The sequence below is a fragment of the Micromonospora sp. TSRI0369 genome, from assembly GCF_001905625.1.
GTDB lineage: Bacteria > Actinomycetota > Actinomycetes > Mycobacteriales > Micromonosporaceae > Micromonospora > Micromonospora echinospora_A.
In genome coordinates, this window is the sequence record NZ_LIVU01000015.1 from 76,347 (window position 1) to 95,481 (window position 19,135).

Annotated in this window: 14 protein-coding genes and 1 pseudogene; 9 read left to right on the forward strand and 6 right to left on the reverse strand. The window is 67.9% G+C overall.

Annotated features, from left to right (window positions below; translation table 11 throughout):
- Positions 1 to 340: 340 nt before the first annotated feature.
- Positions 341 to 439, reverse strand: a pseudogene (locus tag AMK25_RS29790) (ATP-binding cassette domain-containing protein); the annotation flags it as partial.
- Positions 440 to 568: 129 nt separating this feature from the next.
- On the opposite strand from AMK25_RS29790, the gene AMK25_RS29795 reads away from it, so the two are divergent.
- The gene (locus AMK25_RS29795; protein ID WP_073831688.1) at positions 569 to 757 is read left to right on the forward strand and encodes a hypothetical protein; all 189 of its coding nucleotides are present in this window, start codon (positions 569 to 571) and stop codon (positions 755 to 757) included.
- A gap of 313 nt (positions 758 to 1,070) precedes the next feature.
- On the opposite strand, the gene AMK25_RS29800 is transcribed toward AMK25_RS29795, so the two are convergent.
- Positions 1,071 to 2,084 (reverse strand): LacI family DNA-binding transcriptional regulator, encoded by a 1,014-nt coding sequence (locus AMK25_RS29800; RefSeq protein WP_073831689.1) that lies wholly within the window; start codon positions 2,082 to 2,084, stop codon positions 1,071 to 1,073.
- Positions 2,085 to 2,350: 266 nt separating this feature from the next.
- On the opposite strand from AMK25_RS29800, the gene AMK25_RS29805 reads away from it, so the two are divergent.
- The 5 genes from AMK25_RS29805 to AMK25_RS29825 all read left to right on the forward strand — a co-directional run bounded on the left by AMK25_RS29805 (position 2,351) and on the right by AMK25_RS29825 (position 7,396).
- Entirely contained in the window at positions 2,351 to 3,622 is a 1,272-nt protein-coding gene (locus AMK25_RS29805) for an ABC transporter substrate-binding protein (protein ID WP_073831690.1), read from the forward strand.
- Between the two features lie 64 nt (positions 3,623 to 3,686).
- The gene (locus AMK25_RS29810) at positions 3,687 to 4,619 is read left to right on the forward strand and encodes a carbohydrate ABC transporter permease (protein WP_030500465.1); all 933 of its coding nucleotides are present in this window, start codon (positions 3,687 to 3,689) and stop codon (positions 4,617 to 4,619) included.
- A gap of 10 nt (positions 4,620 to 4,629) precedes the next feature.
- Positions 4,630 to 5,529 (forward strand): carbohydrate ABC transporter permease, encoded by a 900-nt coding sequence (locus tag AMK25_RS29815; RefSeq protein ID WP_073831691.1) that lies wholly within the window; start codon positions 4,630 to 4,632, stop codon positions 5,527 to 5,529.
- Positions 5,526 to 6,968, forward strand: a complete 1,443-nt coding sequence (locus AMK25_RS29820) for a GH1 family beta-glucosidase (RefSeq protein WP_241826556.1) — start codon at positions 5,526 to 5,528, stop codon at positions 6,966 to 6,968. Before AMK25_RS29815 ends, AMK25_RS29820 begins: the two co-directional genes overlap by 4 nt.
- Before the next feature lie 77 nt (positions 6,969 to 7,045).
- Positions 7,046 to 7,396: a hypothetical protein gene (locus AMK25_RS29825; RefSeq protein WP_241826557.1), complete on the forward strand. Its 351-nt coding sequence runs from the start codon at positions 7,046 to 7,048 to the stop codon at positions 7,394 to 7,396.
- Between the two features lie 32 nt (positions 7,397 to 7,428).
- Here AMK25_RS29825 and AMK25_RS29830 read toward each other — a convergent pair whose 3' ends face one another.
- The 3 genes from AMK25_RS29830 to AMK25_RS29840 all read right to left on the reverse strand — a co-directional run bounded on the left by AMK25_RS29830 (position 7,429) and on the right by AMK25_RS29840 (position 12,025).
- A complete protein-coding gene (locus AMK25_RS29830; RefSeq protein WP_073831693.1) occupies positions 7,429 to 10,260 on the reverse strand; it encodes a right-handed parallel beta-helix repeat-containing protein in 2,832 nt (943 codons plus the stop codon).
- Complete coding sequence (locus tag AMK25_RS29835; RefSeq protein WP_143194812.1) at positions 10,257 to 11,450, reverse strand: hypothetical protein; 1,194 nt, start codon at positions 11,448 to 11,450, stop codon at positions 10,257 to 10,259. The genes AMK25_RS29830 and AMK25_RS29835 overlap by 4 nt, the downstream gene beginning before the upstream one ends.
- Before the next feature lie 296 nt (positions 11,451 to 11,746).
- On the reverse strand, positions 11,747 to 12,025 hold the full coding sequence (locus tag AMK25_RS29840; protein ID WP_073831695.1) for a discoidin domain-containing protein: 279 nt from the start codon (positions 12,023 to 12,025) through the stop codon (positions 11,747 to 11,749).
- Positions 12,026 to 13,073: 1,048 nt separating this feature from the next.
- Here AMK25_RS29840 and AMK25_RS29845 point away from each other — a divergent pair.
- The 3 genes from AMK25_RS29845 to AMK25_RS29855 all read left to right on the forward strand — a co-directional run bounded on the left by AMK25_RS29845 (position 13,074) and on the right by AMK25_RS29855 (position 18,367).
- Positions 13,074 to 13,634 carry a restriction endonuclease gene (locus tag AMK25_RS29845; protein WP_158070685.1) on the forward strand — a complete coding sequence of 187 codons (561 nt, stop codon included), beginning with the start codon at positions 13,074 to 13,076 and terminating at the stop codon, positions 13,632 to 13,634.
- Between the two features lie 93 nt (positions 13,635 to 13,727).
- Positions 13,728 to 16,820, forward strand: coding sequence for a DEAD/DEAH box helicase (locus tag AMK25_RS29850; RefSeq protein WP_073831697.1), 3,093 nt, complete (start codon positions 13,728 to 13,730; stop codon positions 16,818 to 16,820).
- Positions 16,821 to 16,984: 164 nt separating this feature from the next.
- On the forward strand, positions 16,985 to 18,367 hold the full coding sequence (locus AMK25_RS29855) for a restriction endonuclease (protein ID WP_241826558.1): 1,383 nt from the start codon (positions 16,985 to 16,987) through the stop codon (positions 18,365 to 18,367).
- Positions 18,368 to 18,489: 122 nt separating this feature from the next.
- On the opposite strand, the gene AMK25_RS29860 is transcribed toward AMK25_RS29855, so the two are convergent.
- Positions 18,490 to 18,909, reverse strand: a complete 420-nt coding sequence (locus AMK25_RS29860) for a hypothetical protein (protein WP_143194814.1) — start codon at positions 18,907 to 18,909, stop codon at positions 18,490 to 18,492.
- Positions 18,910 to 19,135 lie beyond the last annotated feature (226 nt).

The window sequence follows — 19,135 nt, forward strand, 5'->3', positions numbered from 1 at the left end:
GGCAGTAGCAGGTCGCCGGGGATCGAGTCGTCGGTGACGACCGCGACGACGCGCAGCGACACCAGCTCCCCATCGGCGAAGACCAGCGCGTACGGCTCGGTCGGCTGCCGGTTCGCCGAGGCCGGGAGGACGGCAGTGTCGTCGCCGCTCACGTCGTCCAGTGAGCCGGCGACGACGGTGAGCGCCCGGTTCGCGGCGGCGAAGCCCGCCGGGTCCACGCCGAGCGCGGTCAGTGGCCGGTTCTCCGGCGACGAGTTCGGGTCCCTCTCGAAGACCGTCGTCGGGAGGAGGGCGGTGCCCCCGGTGCCGCGACGGCCTGGTCCGACTGGCCTGGGCCCGGCGCACCGGTCGGCTCGTCGGCGAAGACCACCGCCGGTCGGGTGATCAGCGCGCGGGCCGCGGCGACGCGCTGCTGCTCGCCGCCGGACAGCTCACTCGGATCCCTTCGGTGCTCCTACCGGTAGCGATGTTGCGGGATACGCCGTCATTTGAGTGTGGTATGTGCGGAAATCTTCATGCAGAGGGCAACGGTAAGGGAGGCAGCGTACTGGTCGCGGACCGCAGACTGGTGGGCCTGCTGCTGCTGACCGCGGTATCTCCGACGGTCGAGGCCGTCGTCTTGGTCTCGCTGGGTTTCGTCGCGACGCAGGGCCTGGCGCCGCAGGCGGCGGCGGTATGGCCGTACGACACCTACCACGACCTGCGGTGGCTGTATGTCTACCACGACTCCTGGTCATCATTCAGGCTGTCCCCATGATCAGCCGGGGTCGAAGCCCTGTTGGCTGACGTCAGCGAGCTTCGAGACAACAGCCGACACCAGTCAAGCGGGGAGCGATGCGCGTGACCACTTCGGAGTTCTCTGGGACCCGCTCCTCTGGCCTTCATCCTGCGCGCCGCATGGACCTGGCCCCGGATCATTCGAGCCACCGCCGGCCGCGACCTCGCCCAGGCACGGGTGTGACGCTCGAGGCAGGCCCGGTTGCGGGGTCGGTGACAGCGGCTCCGGCAACAGCGACCGCGAGCAGCAGCACGATCCAGAGCGGGACGGCGCCGACGTCGCGCGGTTCGGGTCAGGTGGTGCCGCGGACGACGAGCGTCGTCGGCAACACGGTCGGCTTGGGCGGGTCGTCGCCGCCGTGCAGCATGGCGACCAGCGCCTCGGCGGCGGCCGTGCCGAAGCCGGGCTTGTTCTGGGCGACGGTGCTGAGCCCGGGCGGGATCAGCGCGGCCACCTCGATGTCGTCGAAGCCGACAATCGCAATGTCGTCGGGGATCCGTAGGCCGGCCGCCTGGGCCGCCCGCATCGCGCCGACAGCCATCTCGTCACCTGCGACGAACACTGCGGTAGGGCGGTCGTCGAGGGCGAGCAGCCGGTCCATCGCGGCGTGACCGCCGTCGAGATAGAAGTCTCCCTCGACGACGTGGCCGTCGGCGAGCGGCAGGCCGGCCCCGGCCAGCGCGGCCCGGAAGCCGACGAGCCGTTCGGCTCCCGGCCAGGTTCGCAGCGGGCCGGTGATGGTGGCGATGCGCCGGTGGCCGCGTTCGACGAGGTGGCGCACGGCGAGCGCCGCGCCGCCGGCATTGTCCGAGGTGATGTAGGTCGACGTCGGGCCGTCGACCCGCAGGTCGAGAGCGACGCACGGCACCTGGGCTTCGACGAGGGCGAGCACGGCCGGGTCCCGGGTGCCGTTGTCGATGATGACCGCGCCGTCGAGGTTGTGCTGGCGGACGGCGCGCACGTATCGCTGCCCGTCGTCGGGCCCCGCCGCGTCGTGGCCGGCGAGCATGAGCAGGTTCAGCCCGTGCGCGCTGAGCGCCGTCTTGAGCGCGACGAGGATCTCCTGCAGGAATGGGTGGCGCCATCCAGGGCGGCGATGGTCGGTGTCCCATACCAGGCCCACCATGTTGGATTTCTTCGTGGCGAGCGTCCGGGCCGACCCGTTCGGCAGGTAGCCGATCTCGGCGGCCAGGTCGAGGATGCGCTGGCGGGTGTGCTGGCTGACGACCTCGGGGGTGTTGAAGACGCGGGACACGGTGGCGACGGACACGCCGGAGCGGCGCGCCAACTCCCTGATAGTGGTCAATGTGGTGCCTTCTCTGTAACCGGTTTCACGACCGTAGCGCCAGCGATGTCCGCGGTCAACCCGCATCGACCGTTACCTTTTTGTAACTTGACACCCCCTAGCCGAACCCGTTCACACTTCCCAGGAAAGACGCTCGCCGGCGGTCACCCGCAACTCGGCCGACATCCGATCTTCATCCAACTCCACCCACCCCCACCACCATCGCTTCGCCGACAATGTAACCGGTTTCAGGTAACCGGTTACATCGCACGAAAGGGTTCCCTGGCATGCACCCAAACCGACTGTTGCGACTGGCGGCGGCCACCCTGGCCGCCGGAGTACTGCTGACCGCGTGTGGCACCGGCACCGAGGGAGGCTCCGGCGGCGGCAACGAAAAGATCACCCTGAACGTCAACCTGTTCGGCAACTTCGGGTACCAGGACCTGTACGCCGAGTACCAGAAGTCGCACCCGAACATCACGATCCAGGAGCGCACGGCCGCCTACAACGACCATCATCGCGACCTGATCACCCACCTGGCCACCGGCTCCGGCGCGGGCGACATCGAGGGCGTCGACACGGGCTTCATCGCGCAGATGCGCGAGCGGGGCAACCTCTTCGTCGACCTGGGCAAGGACCGCCAGTCCGAGTACCTCGACTGGAAGTGGGCGGCGTCGCTGGCCAAGGACGGCAAGCAGGTCGGGTACGGCACCGACGTCGGCGGCCTGGCCATCTGCTATCGGCGTGACCTGTTCGAGAAGGCCGGCATGCCGTTCGACCGCGACCAGGTGTCGGCCGCCTGGGGCAGCGGCTGGGACCAGTACATCGAGTTCGGCAAGCGGTACGCGGCGAAGGCCCCGGCCGGCAGCGCCTTCTTCGATGGCGGAGGCCAACTGTTCAACGCCATCATCGGCCAGGCCCCGGTCGGGTACTACAACGAGGACAACGCCATCGTCGTGGGCACCAGCCCCGATGTCCGAAAGGCCTGGGACCTGACGGTGAAGGCGATCCAGAGCAACCTGTCGGCCAAGCTGATCGGCAGCTCGCAGGAGTGGAACAACGGCTTCGCGAAGGACCAGTTCGCCACCATCGCGTGTCCGGCCTGGATGATGACCAAGATCAAGGACCAGGCGAAGCACGCCGCCGGCAAGTGGGACGTGGCGAGCGTCCCGGGCGGCGGCGGCAACTGGGGCGGCTCGTACCTCACCGTTCCCAAGCAGGGCAAGCACATCGAGGAGGCCAAGAAGCTCGCGGCGTGGCTGACCGCCCCGGAACAGCAGGCCAAGGTGTTCACCGCGCGGGGCAACCTGCCGTCCATCCCGGCTCTGTACGACAAGCCCGACATCGCCCAGTACAAGGACGCCTTCTTCAACAACGCACCGGTGGGCCAGCTCTTCACCACCGCGGCGAAGCAGCTCAAGCCCCAGTACCAGGGCCCGCGAGCCGGAGACGTGCAGACCACCATCCGCGACGCCCTCGTCCGCATCGAACAGGGCAAGCAAAGCTCCGACGAGTCCTGGAAGCAGATGGTCAGCGACGTCGAGCGCCTCGCCAAGTAACTCGACCCGCGCCGCCGGCGGTCGCCCCTGACCGCCGGCGGCGCCCGGCGACGAAGGATCGACGATGGCCACCTACCTCCACCAGGCCCGGCGGGCCGGCCTGAGCCGGCTCGACACCAAGGGCTCGCCCTACCTCTACATCCTGCCGTTCTTCCTGCTGTTCGGCGCGTTCGGGCTGTTCCCGCTGCTGTACACGGCGTACGTCTCGTTCAATGACTGGGACCTGCTCGACTCCGGGTCGCACCGCTGGGTCGGCCTCGCGAACTACCGCGAGATGCTGCAGGACGCGTACTTCTGGAACGCCCTGGGCAACACACTCAGCATCTGGGTGCTGTCCACCGTGCCGCAACTGCTCGCCGCGCTCTGGATCGCCCACCTGCTCAACCACCGGCTGCGGGCCCGCACCGCGCTACGGATGGGCGTGCTGCTGCCCAACGTCACCTCGATCGTGGCGGTGACGATCGTCTTCACCCAGCTTTTCGGCCGCGACTTCGGCATGGTCAACTGGGCGCTCGGCCTCGTCGGCATCGGCCCGATCGACTGGCAGGCCAACACCTGGAGCTCCCACCTGGCGATCTCGTTCATCGTCGCCTGGCGGTGGACCGGCTACAACGCCCTCATCTACCTCGCCTCGATGCAGGCGATTCCGCACCACCTGTACGAGGCCGCCGACCTCGACGGCGCGTCGCAGGCTCAGCAGTTCAGGCGGATCACCGTCCCGATGCTGCGGCCGACGATCATCTTCACCACGGTGATCTCGACGATCGGCGGCCTGCAGATCATGGCCGAACCCCTGCTGTTCGCCAGCTCCCAGACGCCCACCGGCGGCTCCGACCGGCAGTTCCAGACCGTCGCCCTGTTCATGTACGAGCAGGGGTTCCGGGAGTTCCGCTTCGGCTACGCCTCGGCGGTCGCCTGGACACTCTGTCTGGTCATCGCCATCTTCGCGATCATCAACTTCCTGCTCACCCGGCGCATCGCCAAGGACGAGGACTGAGGAGAACGCCGTGACCACCCTCGCGGACCCCATTCAGACCGGCACCACACCCTCGCCGCCGCCACGCCGGTCCCACCGGCGCCGGAGCTTCGGGTACCCACGCAAGGGCTCGGTCTGGAGCTACGGCGCCCTGCTGGCGGTCGTGGCCGGGTCGGTCTTCCCGCTCTACTGGTCCATCGTCGTGTCCTCGCAGACCAGCGACGCCGTCACGAAGGTGCCGCCGGCCCTGGTGCCCGGCGGGCACCTCTTCGACAACATCGCGCGCGTGTTCGACACGACCGACTTCGGCCGAGCCCTGCTGAACTCCTTCATCGTCAGCGGCTCGATCACCGTCTCCGTGGTGTTCTTCTCGACCCTGGCCGGGTTCGCCTTCGCCAAACTGCGGTTCCGAGGCCGAAAGGCGCTTCTCGTCGTGGCCATCGCGACCTCGATGGTGCCGCACCAGCTCGGCATCATCCCGCTGTACATCCTGATGGCCGACCTCGGCTGGACCGGGCGCCTCACCGCCGTGATCGTGCCCGGGCTGGTAACCGCGTTCGGCGTCTTCTTCATGACCCAGTACCTCGGCCGCGCCGTACCCGACGAACTGCTGGAGGCCGGCCGCGTCGACGGGTCCAGCACGTTCGGCCTGTACTGGCACATCGTCCTGCCGGCGGCCCGCCCCGCCGCGGCGGTGCTCGGGCTGTTCACCTTCATGCAGGCGTGGAACGACTTCTTCTGGCCGCTGGTCGTGCTGCAGAACAACGCGACCGTGCAGGTGGCGCTCTCCGCACTGGCCAGCGGCTACACCACCGACTACACCCTGACGCTGACCGGCACGTTGCTCGCCACGCTGCCGATCCTCGTCGTCTTCATGCTCCTCGGCCGGCATCTCGTCGACGGCATCATGCAGGGGGCGGTGAAGGGGTGACCACCACATCCGAAGGCGCCGCCGCGGCCGCAACCCGGCCGGACCTGCCCGAGCTGCCGGACCTGCCGGACCTGCCGGCCGGCTTCAGCTGGGGCGCCGCCACCGCGGCGTACCAGATCGAGGGGGCGGTCGACGAGGACGGCCGCGGGCCGTCGATCTGGGACACCTTCTGCCGCCGCCCCGGTGCCGTCGACGACGGCACCTCCGGCTCGGTCGCCTGTGACAGCTACCACCGCTGGCGGGAGGACGTGGACCTGCTGGCCGGCCTCGGCGTGGACGCCTACCGTTTCTCGGTCGCCTGGCCACGGGTCATGCCGGCCGGGCGGGGCGCGGTGAACCGGCGAGGCCTCGACTACTACGACCGGCTCGTCGACGCCCTGTGCGGGCACGGCATCCGGCCGTTCGTCACGCTGTACCACTGGGATCTGCCCCAGGCGCTCGAGGACGAGGGTGGCTGGCGGGTACGGGACACCGCCGAGTGGTTCGCCGAGTACGCCGCCGCGGTGGCGGGCGTCCTCGGCGACCGGGTCCAGGACTGGATCACGCTGAACGAGCCGTACTGCTCGTCGATGGTCGGCTACGCGGAGGGCCGGCACGCTCCCGGCACCGCCGAAGGACATGGTGCCCTGGCCGCCGCCCACCACCTGCTGCTCGGGCACGGCAGGGCGGTCGCCGCAGTCCGGTCCGCCGCCGGCCCGCGGTCGCGCGTCGGCATCACGCTCAACCTCTCCCCCGCCGTGCCGGCCAGCGATACCGAGGCCGACCGGGCGGCGGCGGATCGGCAGGACCTCATGCTCAACCGGCAGTTCACGGATCCGGTGCTGGGCGGCGCGTACCCGCCCGGGTTCGAGCGGCTCTACGCCGGGGTGAGCGATCTGTCGTTCCGCCGCGACGGTGACCTGGCGGTGATCTCCACGCCGCTGGACTTCCTCGGTGTCAACTACTACTACCGGGTGCACGTCGCCGACGCCCCGTACGAGCAACCCGACCCGGCGCTGCGCAGCGCGTTCGACATCGGGGTCCGGCAGCTACGGCCGGACGGGTTGCCCACCACCGACCTGGGCTGGCCGGTGGAGCCGCAAGGGCTGTTCGACACCCTGACCGGGCTCGCGGACCGTTACCCGGGCCTGCCTGCCGTGTACGTGACGGAGAACGGCTGCGCCGACCTGCGGGACGGACCCGAGCCGGACCCGGAACGGATCTCGTTCGTGGCCGGGCACCTGGCGGCGGCGGCCCGTGCGGCCGCCGTCGACGACCGGCTCGATCTGCGGGGGTACTTCTACTGGTCGCTCATCGACAACTTCGAGTGGGCCCGCGGGTACGGGCCCCGCTTCGGTCTGGCCCACGTCGACTACGGCACCGGATCCCGTACGCCCAAGGCCAGCTACCACTGGCTGCGTGACCGCTTGCGGGCGTGGCGGGAACGCACCTCCACCTGAAGCGCCGCCCGCGGCTCGTGGCGGCAACGGTATGCGCGGTCACCCGGCAACGAACGCCGTCCGGATGCGGCTGGCTGGTGACCCCGACCCACCATGTTCGACGGCAGGTCGCCGAACACCCACAGCTTCCCTCAGGAGTACGGGACCTGCTCGCCGAGGATCCCAGCGCGAACGTACGCGTGGGTGTCTTCAGCCGCCGGGACACACCCGAGCCGATACGCGCACCGGATCCATACGCAGACCCGGCCCCGCGCATGCGATGCCCAGCACCCCGAGATCCGGACCTGCCCGTCGAGTTGGCCGAACGTCTGGCCACCGACCCGGACAGCACGGTTCGCCACGCGGTCGCCGGCCACCCGAACCTGCCGGTCCACGTGCGTCGCGTCTTACTCGCGGATTCGAGCGAGTGGGTGGAGCAAGCCAGATGAGCTGCGGAATCAGGATGTAACAAGCTCTTCGATCATGAAGGCGGGGCGTGGGCGCCGGGCTCGCCTGGCGGGGCGTCGAGGGCCAGCCTCAGCGCCGCCTCGACCGGATAGACCGGGCAGTACAGCGGAGTGTCTGTGGCCGGCGGGGCCGCGTCCTTCGCCTCGAACGCCTTGCGGGCCCGGCCGAGGTCCGCGAGCAGGTCGGCCACTGACGGTTCCTTCTTCGGCTCCGGGGGCGCCGCCTCGACGGGTGCCTCCGTCTTCGGCGCCGTGATCGAGACGCCGAGCGCCGCCGCGGCGGCGTTGAGCCCGTCCTTCGGCATCGCGGCGGCCAGCGCCGAGAGGCGGCCGACGGCCTGGTCGGCGTACGCGGCGTCGACCGGCACCGCCGGCAGCTCGAACCGGGTTCCGGTCTGAGCGCCGAACGGGGCGTCGCGGAACACCCGGTCGCGGTTCTCGGCGTCGACGAGCACGTGGCGGCCGTCGTGGAGGTCGGCGTACAGGTTGGCGGCGAGCACGTTCCCGTCGAGCAGCAGGTGCTGGTCGGGCACGGTCGCGCGGACGGCGATGCTGTCGGCGAAGGCGAGCACGTTGGCCTCGACCCGCATGACACCCCGGCCGGAGATGTCCAGCAGGCAGCCGGTCGTGGACTGCCCGGTCGAGGCCCGGCCGGTGGGGTCGGCGGCGAACAGGACCGTGTTGCCGCGGATGGTCCAGGGGCCCGCGCCGGGTGCTTGGATACGGACGGCGGTGCCGCTCGTGTTGACGACCACGTTGTTCTCGAACGTCCCGTACGCCGCACTGAGCTGCACGGCGCAGTACGCCGCGTTGGCGAAGACGCAGTTGCGCACGGTGATGCCGCCGCTGCCGCCGCGCAGGTCGAGCAGCGCCGCCGACTGGGAATGGCCCGCGTCGAGGGCGCCGCTGTCGGCGTACGCGTTGTAGGTCGACCCGTCGAACATGAACCCGTCAAGGATGAGGCCCTCCCCCGAGTCCTCGCCGGTGAGCACCGGATCGCCGAAGATGCCCTTCGCCTTGGTCTCCGGAGTGAGCACGAAGCGCACGGGATGTCGCCAGGGGTCGCGCGCGGCGAACTCGGCGTCCCACCCGCCCAGCAGCGTCAGGTTGCGTACGGGGATGCGCCACGTGCCCGACCGCAGGCGGCCCGTGTACTCACCTGCGGCGACGAGGATGCGGTCGCCCTCGGCGGCCTTTTCGAGGGCCTGGAACGGGTCGCGGAACGGCGCCTCGCGGCTGCCGTCCCCGCCGGAGGATCCGGCCCGCACGAACCAGTCGCGGCCGGCCGGCCGGGGCGGCTCGGGGGCCGTGACGTCGAGCACGGGCGCGAGGGAGTCGAGGACGATGGTGGCGCTCTGACGCCCGCCGGGCGGCGTGAGGCGATACGTGCCGCGGAGCAGGTACGTGGACTCGACGTCGAGGCCGCGCGAATACCGTACGGCCTCCTCAGTCTGGTGATGGACGAGGCCGTAGCGCGGGGCGAGCGCCCACCACGGGCTGTTGTCGGTGCCGGGCTCGTAGACGGCGACGCCGATGTGCGTCTCCGCGAGCTCGGGGAGGATCTGCGTGTTCTGGTCGAAGCCGACCCCGGCCCGCACCTGCACCGGGGCTCCGGCGAGCGCCGGGTCGGCCTCGTAGAGCCGCGCCCAGTCGACGGCCTGGTACGCCGGGCCGGCCGGGAGCTCGGTGAACGGCTCCGGCGCCGCCAGGTCGGCGGGGTGCGCGCCCGGCGCCGCGCCGACCGCGAGGGCGAGCACCTCGGCCGGGGCGAGCCGGCGCATGACGGGCCGCTGAACATCACGGTCTGATGTGGACGATAGCTCACCGAGGCCGGCCGATTTCCGCAGCGCGTTGAGGGCGGCGATCGGCGGGCGCTCGTACGTGATGGCGACGTCCACCGTGTACGTGTCGAGCCACGCGGCCGGGAGCCCGGTCAGCTGTGGGTCGCCGACGGTGTTGCCGGCCGCCGAGCGCAGGCCGACGTCTTCGAGCTCCGCGGCGTACTCCTCGGTGAGCTCGGCCTCCGCGCCCGACACCCGGCTGCGCACGATGTCGCGCGGTGTGGCGAAGAACAGGTTGCGGTCGATGGCGATCTGCCCGACGTCGCGCAGGCAGGCGACGGCGGCGTTGCCGCAGCCGACGAACACGTTGTCGGCGATTGCGGCAGCGCCGTTGACCCGTACGCCGACGGCCCGGTCGGCACCGGAGCCGCGCGGCGGGTCGGAGTCGTCGTGGGCGAAGGCGAAGGTGTTGCGGCTGACCGCGGCCGGGGTCTCGGGGGCGCCGTCGCGGACGGTGAGCAGGCTGAGGCCGACGCAGTTGACGACGATGTTGTTCTCGAAGGCCACGGAGTCGCCGCCGAGCTCGACGGCGCCGGAGCTGCCGTTGGCGAAGCAGCAGTCGCGGACGGTGATGCGCTCGCCGCGCAGGCTCACCAGCGGGCCGTCCCCGTAGGAGGCGCGCTGCAGGCCGCCCTGCTCGTCGTAGTCGTCGCGCCCGGCCCCGTCGAAGAACAGCCCGTCCAGGACGAGGCCGTCGTGGTCGCCGATGCCCTGGAGCATGTTCGGCTCGTTCGGGACGCGCAGGCCGGTCTTTGCCGCGAAGACCGTAGGTGTCTGCCAGGGGGTACGGCGGGCGAAGTCGGGGCTGTATCCGCCGAGCAGGGTCAGCTCGGGGGTGTCGACGACCCACGAGGAGCGCTCGCCGCGCCCGGTATAGGTGCCCGCCGCGATGTGGATGCGGTCGCCGGGCGCAGCCTGCCGCAGCGCGAGCCACGGGTCGTGGAACGGCCGGGCCCGGCTGCCGTCGCCGACCGGGCCGCCCGCCGCGACGAAGAGGTCGGTCATGACTTCTTCACCTCGTCGTCGGCTTCCTCCGTCTTGTCCGCTAGCAGCTTGAAGCCCGCCTTGACCGCGTCTCTGACCTGTGCGAACGCGGCGAGGCCCGTCTGCTTGTAGGGTCCCTCGGCCAGGTCCTTGACGTATTCCTCCTCGGTCGCCAGCAGCGACTCCAGGGACTCCGAGGCCTTCTCCAGCTCCTCGTTGAACTTCGCCAGCGTGCCCGGATCATCGGTCAGCTGGGCGAAGGCGTTGGTGCTCTCCTCCACGAGCGTGGGGAAGAGCTCGTCGTAGAGCTTGCTGGACTGCTCCTTGGCCGCCTCGGCCCGCGTGTCGAGCCCTCGGTCGAGGACGTTCTCCTTCATCCAGTCCCAGTCGGTGGCCCGGTAGTCGCCGGACGCGCCGATGCCGCGCCAGTTCCCCGCCGCCTCGGCGCCGCGGGCGAAGAGCTTGTCGATCCAGTCCTCGTCGAGCTGTTCGCGGGCCGCGGTCAGCAGCTTGATGTTGTCGACCACCGTCTGCTTCGCGGCACGCTTCTGCTTGGCCGCCATGAGGTTCTCCGCGGTGAGCTTCTCGAAGTTCTTGATCGCCTCGTTGGCGGCTTCCTTGGACGACGGGTCCTTCATGAAGAGGACGATCAGGCGGGCGCCCGAGGTCGGGAGGTATTTGACGAGCAGGCTCTTGACCGTGTCCTGGATGGAGCCGAAGTTCTTGAGGAGCAGCTGCTCGACGATCGCGTCGTTGCTGCGCGCGTTCTTGAGGTCCTCCTCGCACTTCTTGATGAGCGCGAGGTCGGCCTCCAGGACCTTGCTCATCAGCGTGGCGACCTCGGGGACGTCGAGCCGGGCGACCTGCGCCCAGATCTTGCGCTCCCCGGCGAGGAAGTCACGCGGGCCGACCGCGGTCCACCGTTCGTCGACGGACATCGCGTTGGCCTGGCTGTCCTCCAGCACCGACCGGATGTCCGATTCGAGGCGCTCCATCAGCGCCTCGGCCTGCTCGCAGTTGGTCTCCCACCGGTCGGTCAGGCCGTCATAGCCCGGTTGCTCCAGCTTGGAGAGCATCTCCTCGAACAGCTTCTCCCGATCGGTGTCGAAGCGTTCCAGCAGATCCAAGACCTTGTCGAGGATGTCCTCCTCGAACCCCGTGGCGCGCATCCGCTGCTCAACGAGCTCGCGGGCGTCATCGACATCTTCCACAAATTTCAGCGTAGGAGCCCTCGGTCACCCGAGACAGTCGTGAACCCGATCCCTGCCAGATCAAGGATCCGACCTATGCCGCCGCTCGGTGAAGACTGACTCCGGAAGTCGTCGACTCTTCGGGAGTGCACCATGTCATCCCTGTTCAGCGGACCGATACCTGGTGTTCGTATGCGTCTTTCGTCTGGCACCGGGGCGCAGCCGGCTTATAACGGCAAGGGGTGCCCGCTCCGTGGCGGCCACCCCATGCCTTACCGTCCCGTGCGGTCGCTCCCCCAGGAACGCACGGACGAGCCTCAGTTGAGGGCGTAGATCTCCGCGGCCGACGTCCACGGGTTGCCGGCGACCTCACTCACGGCACGCAGTCGCGAGTACTGCCCGGTCTTCGCGGTGAACCGGACCTCCTTCTGGCTCGCGTCGTTGGCGAACGCGCCAGTGGCCACGGCCGTTCCCCAGTTGGTGCCGTCGGTGCTGACGTACACCTCGTACTGGCCGATGCGTCCGTTGGCCGCGCCAGAGCCGCCATCCTGCCGGGGCAGGTAACGCAGGCCCGAAACGGAGTAGCTCGCGCCCATGTTGAGGAAAGAGCGCCCTGCCGGTCCAACCGGACGACGATCACTCCTGAGCCCTCGCGGATGTGCAGCCGCGTGCCCGGCCCCCATCCGAGGGACCGGATGACCGTACGATCGGCGATCCGGCCACTGCTGTCGATGGCAGCCAAGCCGTACACCATCGTGCCGGCGCGTGACGTCGGTAGCACCGGCAGGGGCAATGGTGGACGACGAGTGGCTCCACCACGCGGCCGATGCGGGCTCTGCTCCCGGTCCGACAGCCGCACGGGAGGGATGACGGAAGCCACGGAACGATCAACCACGACAATCGCCCCCGATCAAGACAGGCTCGATCGAGGGAGTCGCTGCGCTGAGAGTTGCGTGGTCAAGCATGCTTGACCACCAGTACGCGAAACACAGCATGGATGCTGCAATTTGGTGTCCGAGGGGGGATTCGAACTCTTGTACGTATCATCTGTGCTCCATTACGGGTGCACATGCTTATAGATTACGGCACGGTCAGGTTTGACTCAACCTCGCACACCCATTACCGTACGTGAGCACGAATCACATAAGGACGCGTAGGGGTTCCTGCAGGCGGATACACCAAAGCGGCAAACAGGGCTTCAACATGCAGGCCGCTGCACCTTACCTCGACGAAGTCGTGGGCTTCATCGCATCAAGACTGCCAACAGCCCGCGAGCTTCGCAGCATCTAGCAGCGGACAGCAAGCCTAACCGCACAGCAACAGCCGGTGTTGAGCGTTCCGTTTCCGCGAGGAGCTGGACCACCACCAGCCACAAGCCGCAGCGCGCGCAGCCCTTGGAGACGTCTGCTCGCGACCGAAGCAGAAGCCGAACGCCTACGCCGCCAAGTCGCCCACCTGACGTCCACCGGCGAGGACAACCATGGAAGACCGTTAGACGAGCAGCGCACTGCCTCAGTCGGCCGTACATGACGGAGGCAAATGCTTCTCCGGCATCCGTCGCTGAGCGTGTTGCCGTGACTGTCGGGTCAGGTGGCGGCATGCTGATCTCTCGCACATCAGTTCGATCATGAGGAGCGGATGCCCGTGACGCTGAAGGACGGCATCGACCGTTGGCCGACGTTCGAGCTCACCCCGACCGAGTTCGAGCGCACGGTTGCCGACCTAGTGGAGGCGGCCGGCCACGAGGTGACCGACTGGCAGGTTCAGCACCTCGACCCGGTGGAGGGGGTTGACGGGATGTTCATCATTGACGTGACCGTCCGGTTCCGGTTCCTGGGCGCAGACTTCGTCGTGTTGTTCGAGTGCAAGCGTCACGCTTCGCCGGTCAAGCGCGAGCACGTTCAAGTTCTCAACGATAAACTTCGCTCAACCGGGGCTCACAAAGGCGTCATGGTCGCCGCGAGCGGGTTCCAGAGTGGCGCGCTGGAGTACGCGGCGATCAACAAGATCGCCTGTGTGCGCCTTGTCGACGGTGCCTGGACGTACGAGATCCGCGACCTCACACCCACGACTCCACGGCCGACTGGACACTATGTCCCCTACGCGAGGCAACCGACGAGACGCGGCGAGTACAGCGACATGCTGCTCAGCCAACAGGGTGACTACCAAAAGCTATTGTTCGATGGCCACAAAGGCGCAGGCTAAGGATAAATTGCGCGACAAATCGGGCCTACAGTCGAATATCGAAATCGTATTCGCATCGCTGTCTTGGTGTGATGAGGAGCAACGAGATCACTCATGAAGTTCCACGGCACGTTCATCGGAGTTGACAGATATAAGGCTCCCGACATTGGGTTTCTTTCTTCAGCGGTCCGTGACGCTAAGGCGTTGCACGCCCTCTTCGCTGACGGTTTCGAGGGCGAGCCAGCGCTCCTGACCGACGCCGAGGCCACCAGGGACAACGTCGTCGCTGAACTGAAACGCTTGGCGGCGGTCAGCAGCGACCAGGATCTCGTCGTCGTCAGCTTTTCGGGTCATGGCAGCTCGACGCACGAGTTAGTGCCCTACGATGCTGACCGCTCCCGGCTTACGGAGACGGGACTGCCGCTGGAAGAGCTGGCCAAACTCTTGAACCAGATCCCTGCGGCGACCCTGGTCTGCATTCTTGACTGCTGCTTCTCTGGCGGTTACGGAGCGAAGGTGCTGGTCTCCCCTCTGCAAGCGCGTGGCCTAGGCTCCGAAGTCGACCTGTTGGAGCAGATCTCCGGCATGGGCCGCATCGTGCTCACCGCGTCGGCCGCGAACGAGCCCGCCTACGAAGACACCGCGCTGCGTCATGGGCTGTTGACCTATCACCTGCTCACCGCCCTGCAGGGCGTGCCCGAGGTCGTCAGCGCCGGCAAGATCGATGTCTTCAAACTCCTCGACCACGTGACCCGCCGCGTGGTCGATGCCTCGGCTGCCCTGCGGAGGGAACAGCACCCCGCCTTTCGCGGCAGTGTCGATGGCATTGCGTCCTGGCCGATCCTCACCCCAGGCGCCCGGTATGCCGCCGCGTTCCCCGACCGGGTACGGGAGCCGGCCATGGCCGACCTGCACAGCCTGGAGGCGTTCGGGCTGCCACCGGTCCTGCTCGACACCTGGGCGCAGGCCATCCCGGGCCTGAACGACCTCCAACTCGCGGCGATCAACGACTACGGTGTGCTCGACGGCGCGAACCTGCTGGTGACCGCCCCGACATCGTCGGGCAAGACCATGGTCGGCGAGCTTGCCGCGCTGCAGCGGGTGAGCGACCACCGGCGGGCACTGTTCTTGCTCCCGATGCGCGCCCTGGTCAACGACAAGTACGTCGAGTTCACGCTCAAGTACGACGACCTAGGCGTTGTGACCATCCGCGCGACCGGCGAGATCAGTGACGACAATGCCGAGCTCATGAACGGTCGCTACGACATCTGTCTGATGACATACGAAAAGTTCGGCGCGATGGTGCTCGCCAACCCGCACCTGCTACGGCAGATAGGCACCATCGTCGTCGACGAGGTACAGATGATGGTCGACCCCAGCCGCGGGGCGAACCTCGAATTCGTCCTGACCCTGCTCAAGAGCCGACGTGCCGAGGGCATCGCGCCGCAGATCATCTGCCTTTCGGCCGTGATCGGCGATACTAGCGGACTGGAGCGTTGGCTCGACGGCCGGCACCTACGGCACGAAGCCCGGCCCGTGCCGCTGATCGAGGGCGTACTCAACTCCGCCGGTCAGTACCGCTTCATCGACGAGCACGGCGCGGTGAAGGCGGAGGGCATCATTACGCCGGAGTGGAGCGGCAGGAACAGCAGCCAAGATCTTTTGATTCCCCTGGTGGCCAAGCTCGCCCGTGAGGACAAACAGGTCATCGTCTTCCGCGAGACCAAAGGCGAAACCGTCGGCTGCGCCCAATATCTGGCGGCCCGCCTCGGCCTGGCCGCTGGGCGGGACGCATTGGAGGCCCTCCCGTCTGGTGACCTGTCCACGTCGTCGGAACGCCTGCGCAGTGCACTCGCCGGCGGTGTCGGCTTCCACAATGCCGACCTCACCCGCGAGGAACGGCAGGTTCTGGAAGAGGAATTCCGGCGCAAGGACGCCACGCTGCGGGTTCTCGTCGCCACGACCACGCTCGCCATGGGTGTGAACACGCCGGCGTCTGCCGTGGTGATCGTGGGGCTCACGCACCCCGGCAGCACGCCGTACACTGTGGCCGAGTACAAGAACATGGTGGGACGTGCTGGCCGGCTCGGCTACGCCGAACGCGGCGAGTCCTACGTCATCAGCTCGCGCGGGCTGGCTGACCACCGGGTGTGGTCGAGCTACGTGCTCGGCAAGCCGGAGGACGTCAAGTCGGTCTTTCTGAGCCAGACCACAGACCGGCGTAGCCAGCTACTCCGCACGTTGGCGGCGCTCACGCCCGACGCAGCTGGCAGCGTTGAGGCGCAGCTGGTGGTCTCCTTCCTGGAGAGCAGCTTCGGGGCCTTCCAGCAGCGACAGATCAATCCCAGCTGGAGCTGGGGGCATGACAGCGTCCTGGCGATGCTGCAAGAGCTGGTCCGCCACCAGCTCGTCGAGATCGTCGACGGCGACAGGTACCGCCTGACCGACCTCGGACGGTTCGCCGGGGAGAGCGGCGTATTCGTCGACTCGATCATCCGGCTGGTTGAGGTACTACGTCCGCTCGCCACCGCACCCAACTCCACCACGTTGATCGCCGCAGCCCAGGTCACGCGCGAACTGGACGACGTGTACATCCCCTTCGCCAAGAAGGCGCGGAACACCGAGCACCAACGATGGCCGAGGGAGTTGGCGCACCAGCAAGTTGCGCCGCACGTGCAAAACGGAATCGGCATTGGCGGAAAAGATCACCTGACAGGGCTTGTCCGTGCGAAAAGGGCGATGGCGTGCCTGCTGTACGCCAGCGACACACCGCTCTCGACACTCGAACGGCACCTCACGCAGCATCAACTCGGCGACGGTGTCGCGGGAGCCGTCCGCTCGACCGTCGACCGAACCCGCGACTTGATACCGGCCGTCGTCCGCGTCTTCACGTTCCTGCATCCAGACATCGCGGTCGGTGACGTCGCCGAGCGGACGGTGGTCCGGCTCGAGCTGGGGCTTTCGGCATCCCTGGCCGACCTAGGATTGGCACTCGGCGCCTCGTTGACCCGTGCCCGATATCTGTCGTTAGCCGGTCGAGGGCTTACTACGCCCGAACAGTTCGCGGCTGCCGATGCAGCCATGCTGGCCGACGGCTTGGGTCTCACGAAGCGAAGGGTCGTCCAGCTGCAGGACCTGCTGCAACAACACCTGAGACGGCAGCAGGAGAACGTACTCGCTCCGTTGCTCCCAGTACCGACGGAGTGACATGATGGTTAATCAAGGAGTCGTATCGATGCAACTGCAACTCCAGCAGGTGTGGACCCTGGGCGAGCGGATCGGCGCGCCGACGCAGCCCATGGACAGCTCAGCCATCTCAGCTCGATGGCGGAGGGTTCGTCTGAAGGCAGCTGGCGGCGCAGTTGACTGACGTGGCTGCCGGCCCCGACTTGGTTAATCGATACGCCAACCTGCGCGCGCTGGCCGGCGGTATCACGGAATCCAAGCGTGGCATGCTGTTCAACCAGCTTCTCGCCGACGCTCTACAGCGTGACGGCATCGACGCGGAATGCGACGCCCGCGGCCCACGAGGGGAAGTCGATGTCGCCTTTGCCTACGACGGCACCTGGTACCTACTGGAGGCGAAGTGGGAAGCCGAACCCATCAACGCTGATCCGGTCCGCAAGCTCCACGACGTCCTCGACGAGCGGCGCCCCGGTAGCATGGGCATCCTCGCGTCCCGATCCGGGTTTAACGACAGCGCCCTACGCCGCGCCGTCGGCGTCAGGAACATCATCCTGTTCGATCGCTCCCACATCGAGGCGCTCCTGACCGGCGTGGCCACCGCCCACGAGATCATCATGGCGGCGAACCGGTCGATCTCCCTCTTTGGCCACGAACACGCCACGCTGGCGGCGCTCCTACGTCCGCGGCGTCCGATCGAGACACCCGTCGCCCTCGGAGTACCGGAAGGGTTCACCCCAGCTTCGGTCGCGGCACCGAACGCCTTGGACGCCGATGTGCTGGCGTATGGCGACGGGATCAAGGGTCTAGCGTCGCACGAGGCCCGACTACTGATCACCGTCGAGGACGGGGTAGTCGAACTCGACCTCCGCCGTTCCCGGGCACGGCGCCGGCTGGAATTGACCAACTGCGAAGGCAACGCGTTCGTCGAGAACGACGGATCAGTGCTCGTGGCGCGCCGCGGCGGTATCGCCCGGCATCGCCCGGACGCGGTGGAGGCAGCGGCCGGGGGCTTCACCCGGACGCCGATGATTGTGCCCGGCATCGACGGAGCCCCGTGGTTCTTGGACCGCAGCACCACCGGCTGGCCCGGCAGCCAACCCGGGCACTTGGTGGCACCACGCGCGCACTTGGGCGACGACCAGCGATACTCGTGTGAGTTTCCCGCCGCAAGCTGCGCGAACGTATGCTGGATGCGCGAGCACACCTTCCTCGTGCTTGGTGACGGCCACAGCTGCATCCTGGACCTCCGTACTAGAGCGTCCACCTGGCTCGTCACGCCCGTCGGTCGACCCCACGGACTCATCCGCCTAAACGACACTTGGGCGCTGGTAACCGGTTCAAATCGCCACCTCCAAACGGCGTTAATCAACACCGAATCCGGCTTGACCTCCGAACCCATCGCGGTCAACCTCGCCGGGCATGTTGGCGACGCGGTCATGATCGGCCGGTTCGTCTTTGTCGTGGCAGGCGCGCCCGTCAGTTCTTCCATCGTGGTCCCGGTCGTAGCTCGCTTGCCAATTGACGATCTGACCGTGGGCCGTCGTGAGGCGTTGCCGAACCGGCGGTAGCCGCCCAGACCACCACACGTGCGCTTCCACTCCGCCCTCGCCTATTCATCCCCGCGGCAAGCCAAGCGGCTGAGATCTCGAAGGGTGGGCGGAAGTCGGCCGCCCTTCCGTCGAGTTGGTCGTCATAGCGTGATTGTTGTGATCGGATTTTGCCGAATTGGCACGTCGCGGGCAACCAGTTCCCCGGCCAGGGTCGGGTCCTTGACGATCCGGCCCTGGAACCCCCACCGGCCCCAGAAAGGTCCGATCGGCCGGTCGATTCGTAGGACGGCTCGTGTCTTGCCGCGGTGCGCGACAACGGCGTATTCGATTCCGTCCCAGGTCCCAGAGTGGGGACTCCACCTCCAGAAGAGCCGCGCCGCATCGAGGAGTTCAGCGTCGCTCATGTTCGAGCGGTAGCCGTACCCTGCCCGGGTGGCTTGTGCGTCGCCACCCCAGGCCGACTCATCCCAAGTGTCTTGGTCGTCCACCCACACGCCCAAGGTGATCAGCATGACGCGTCGTCCGCCGGGTGCGGGCGCGACGGGCTGGTCGTCGACCATCGCACTGTCAGGAGCATCGGCCCGCAACCTTGTGGTCGTAAGCGCGCGAGACCCGGGGGGATCCGCAGGCAGCACGAGGCGTACGCCCGTCAGGGATTCGTCCACATCAGCCGGTTGACGCCGAAATGTCAACGCCGCCTCAAACGGGACCACCGTGGTCCGGCTGAAACTGGACCACCTCGGTTTGGTTGATCTTTAGTCGTTGGTCTTGGTGGCCGCGGGGACG

What these genes read in the sequence shown, in the direction of transcription:
- AMK25_RS29860 (WP_143194814.1), bottom strand. Translation starts at nt 18,909, where the DNA reads ATGGTCGACGACCAGCCCGTCGCGCCCGCACCCGGCGGACGACGCGTC.
- AMK25_RS29830 (WP_073831693.1), bottom strand. Translation starts at nt 10,260, where the DNA reads ATGACCGACCTCTTCGTCGCGGCGGGCGGCCCGGTCGGCGACGGCAGC.
- AMK25_RS29840 (WP_073831695.1), bottom strand. Translation starts at nt 12,025, where the DNA reads ATGGGCGCGAGCTACTCCGTTTCGGGCCTGCGTTACCTGCCCCGGCAG.
- AMK25_RS29805 (WP_073831690.1), top strand. Translation starts at nt 2,351, where the DNA reads ATGCACCCAAACCGACTGTTGCGACTGGCGGCGGCCACCCTGGCCGCC.
- AMK25_RS29850 (WP_073831697.1), top strand. Translation starts at nt 13,728, where the DNA reads ATGAAGTTCCACGGCACGTTCATCGGAGTTGACAGATATAAGGCTCCC.
- AMK25_RS29810 (WP_030500465.1), top strand. Translation starts at nt 3,687, where the DNA reads ATGGCCACCTACCTCCACCAGGCCCGGCGGGCCGGCCTGAGCCGGCTC.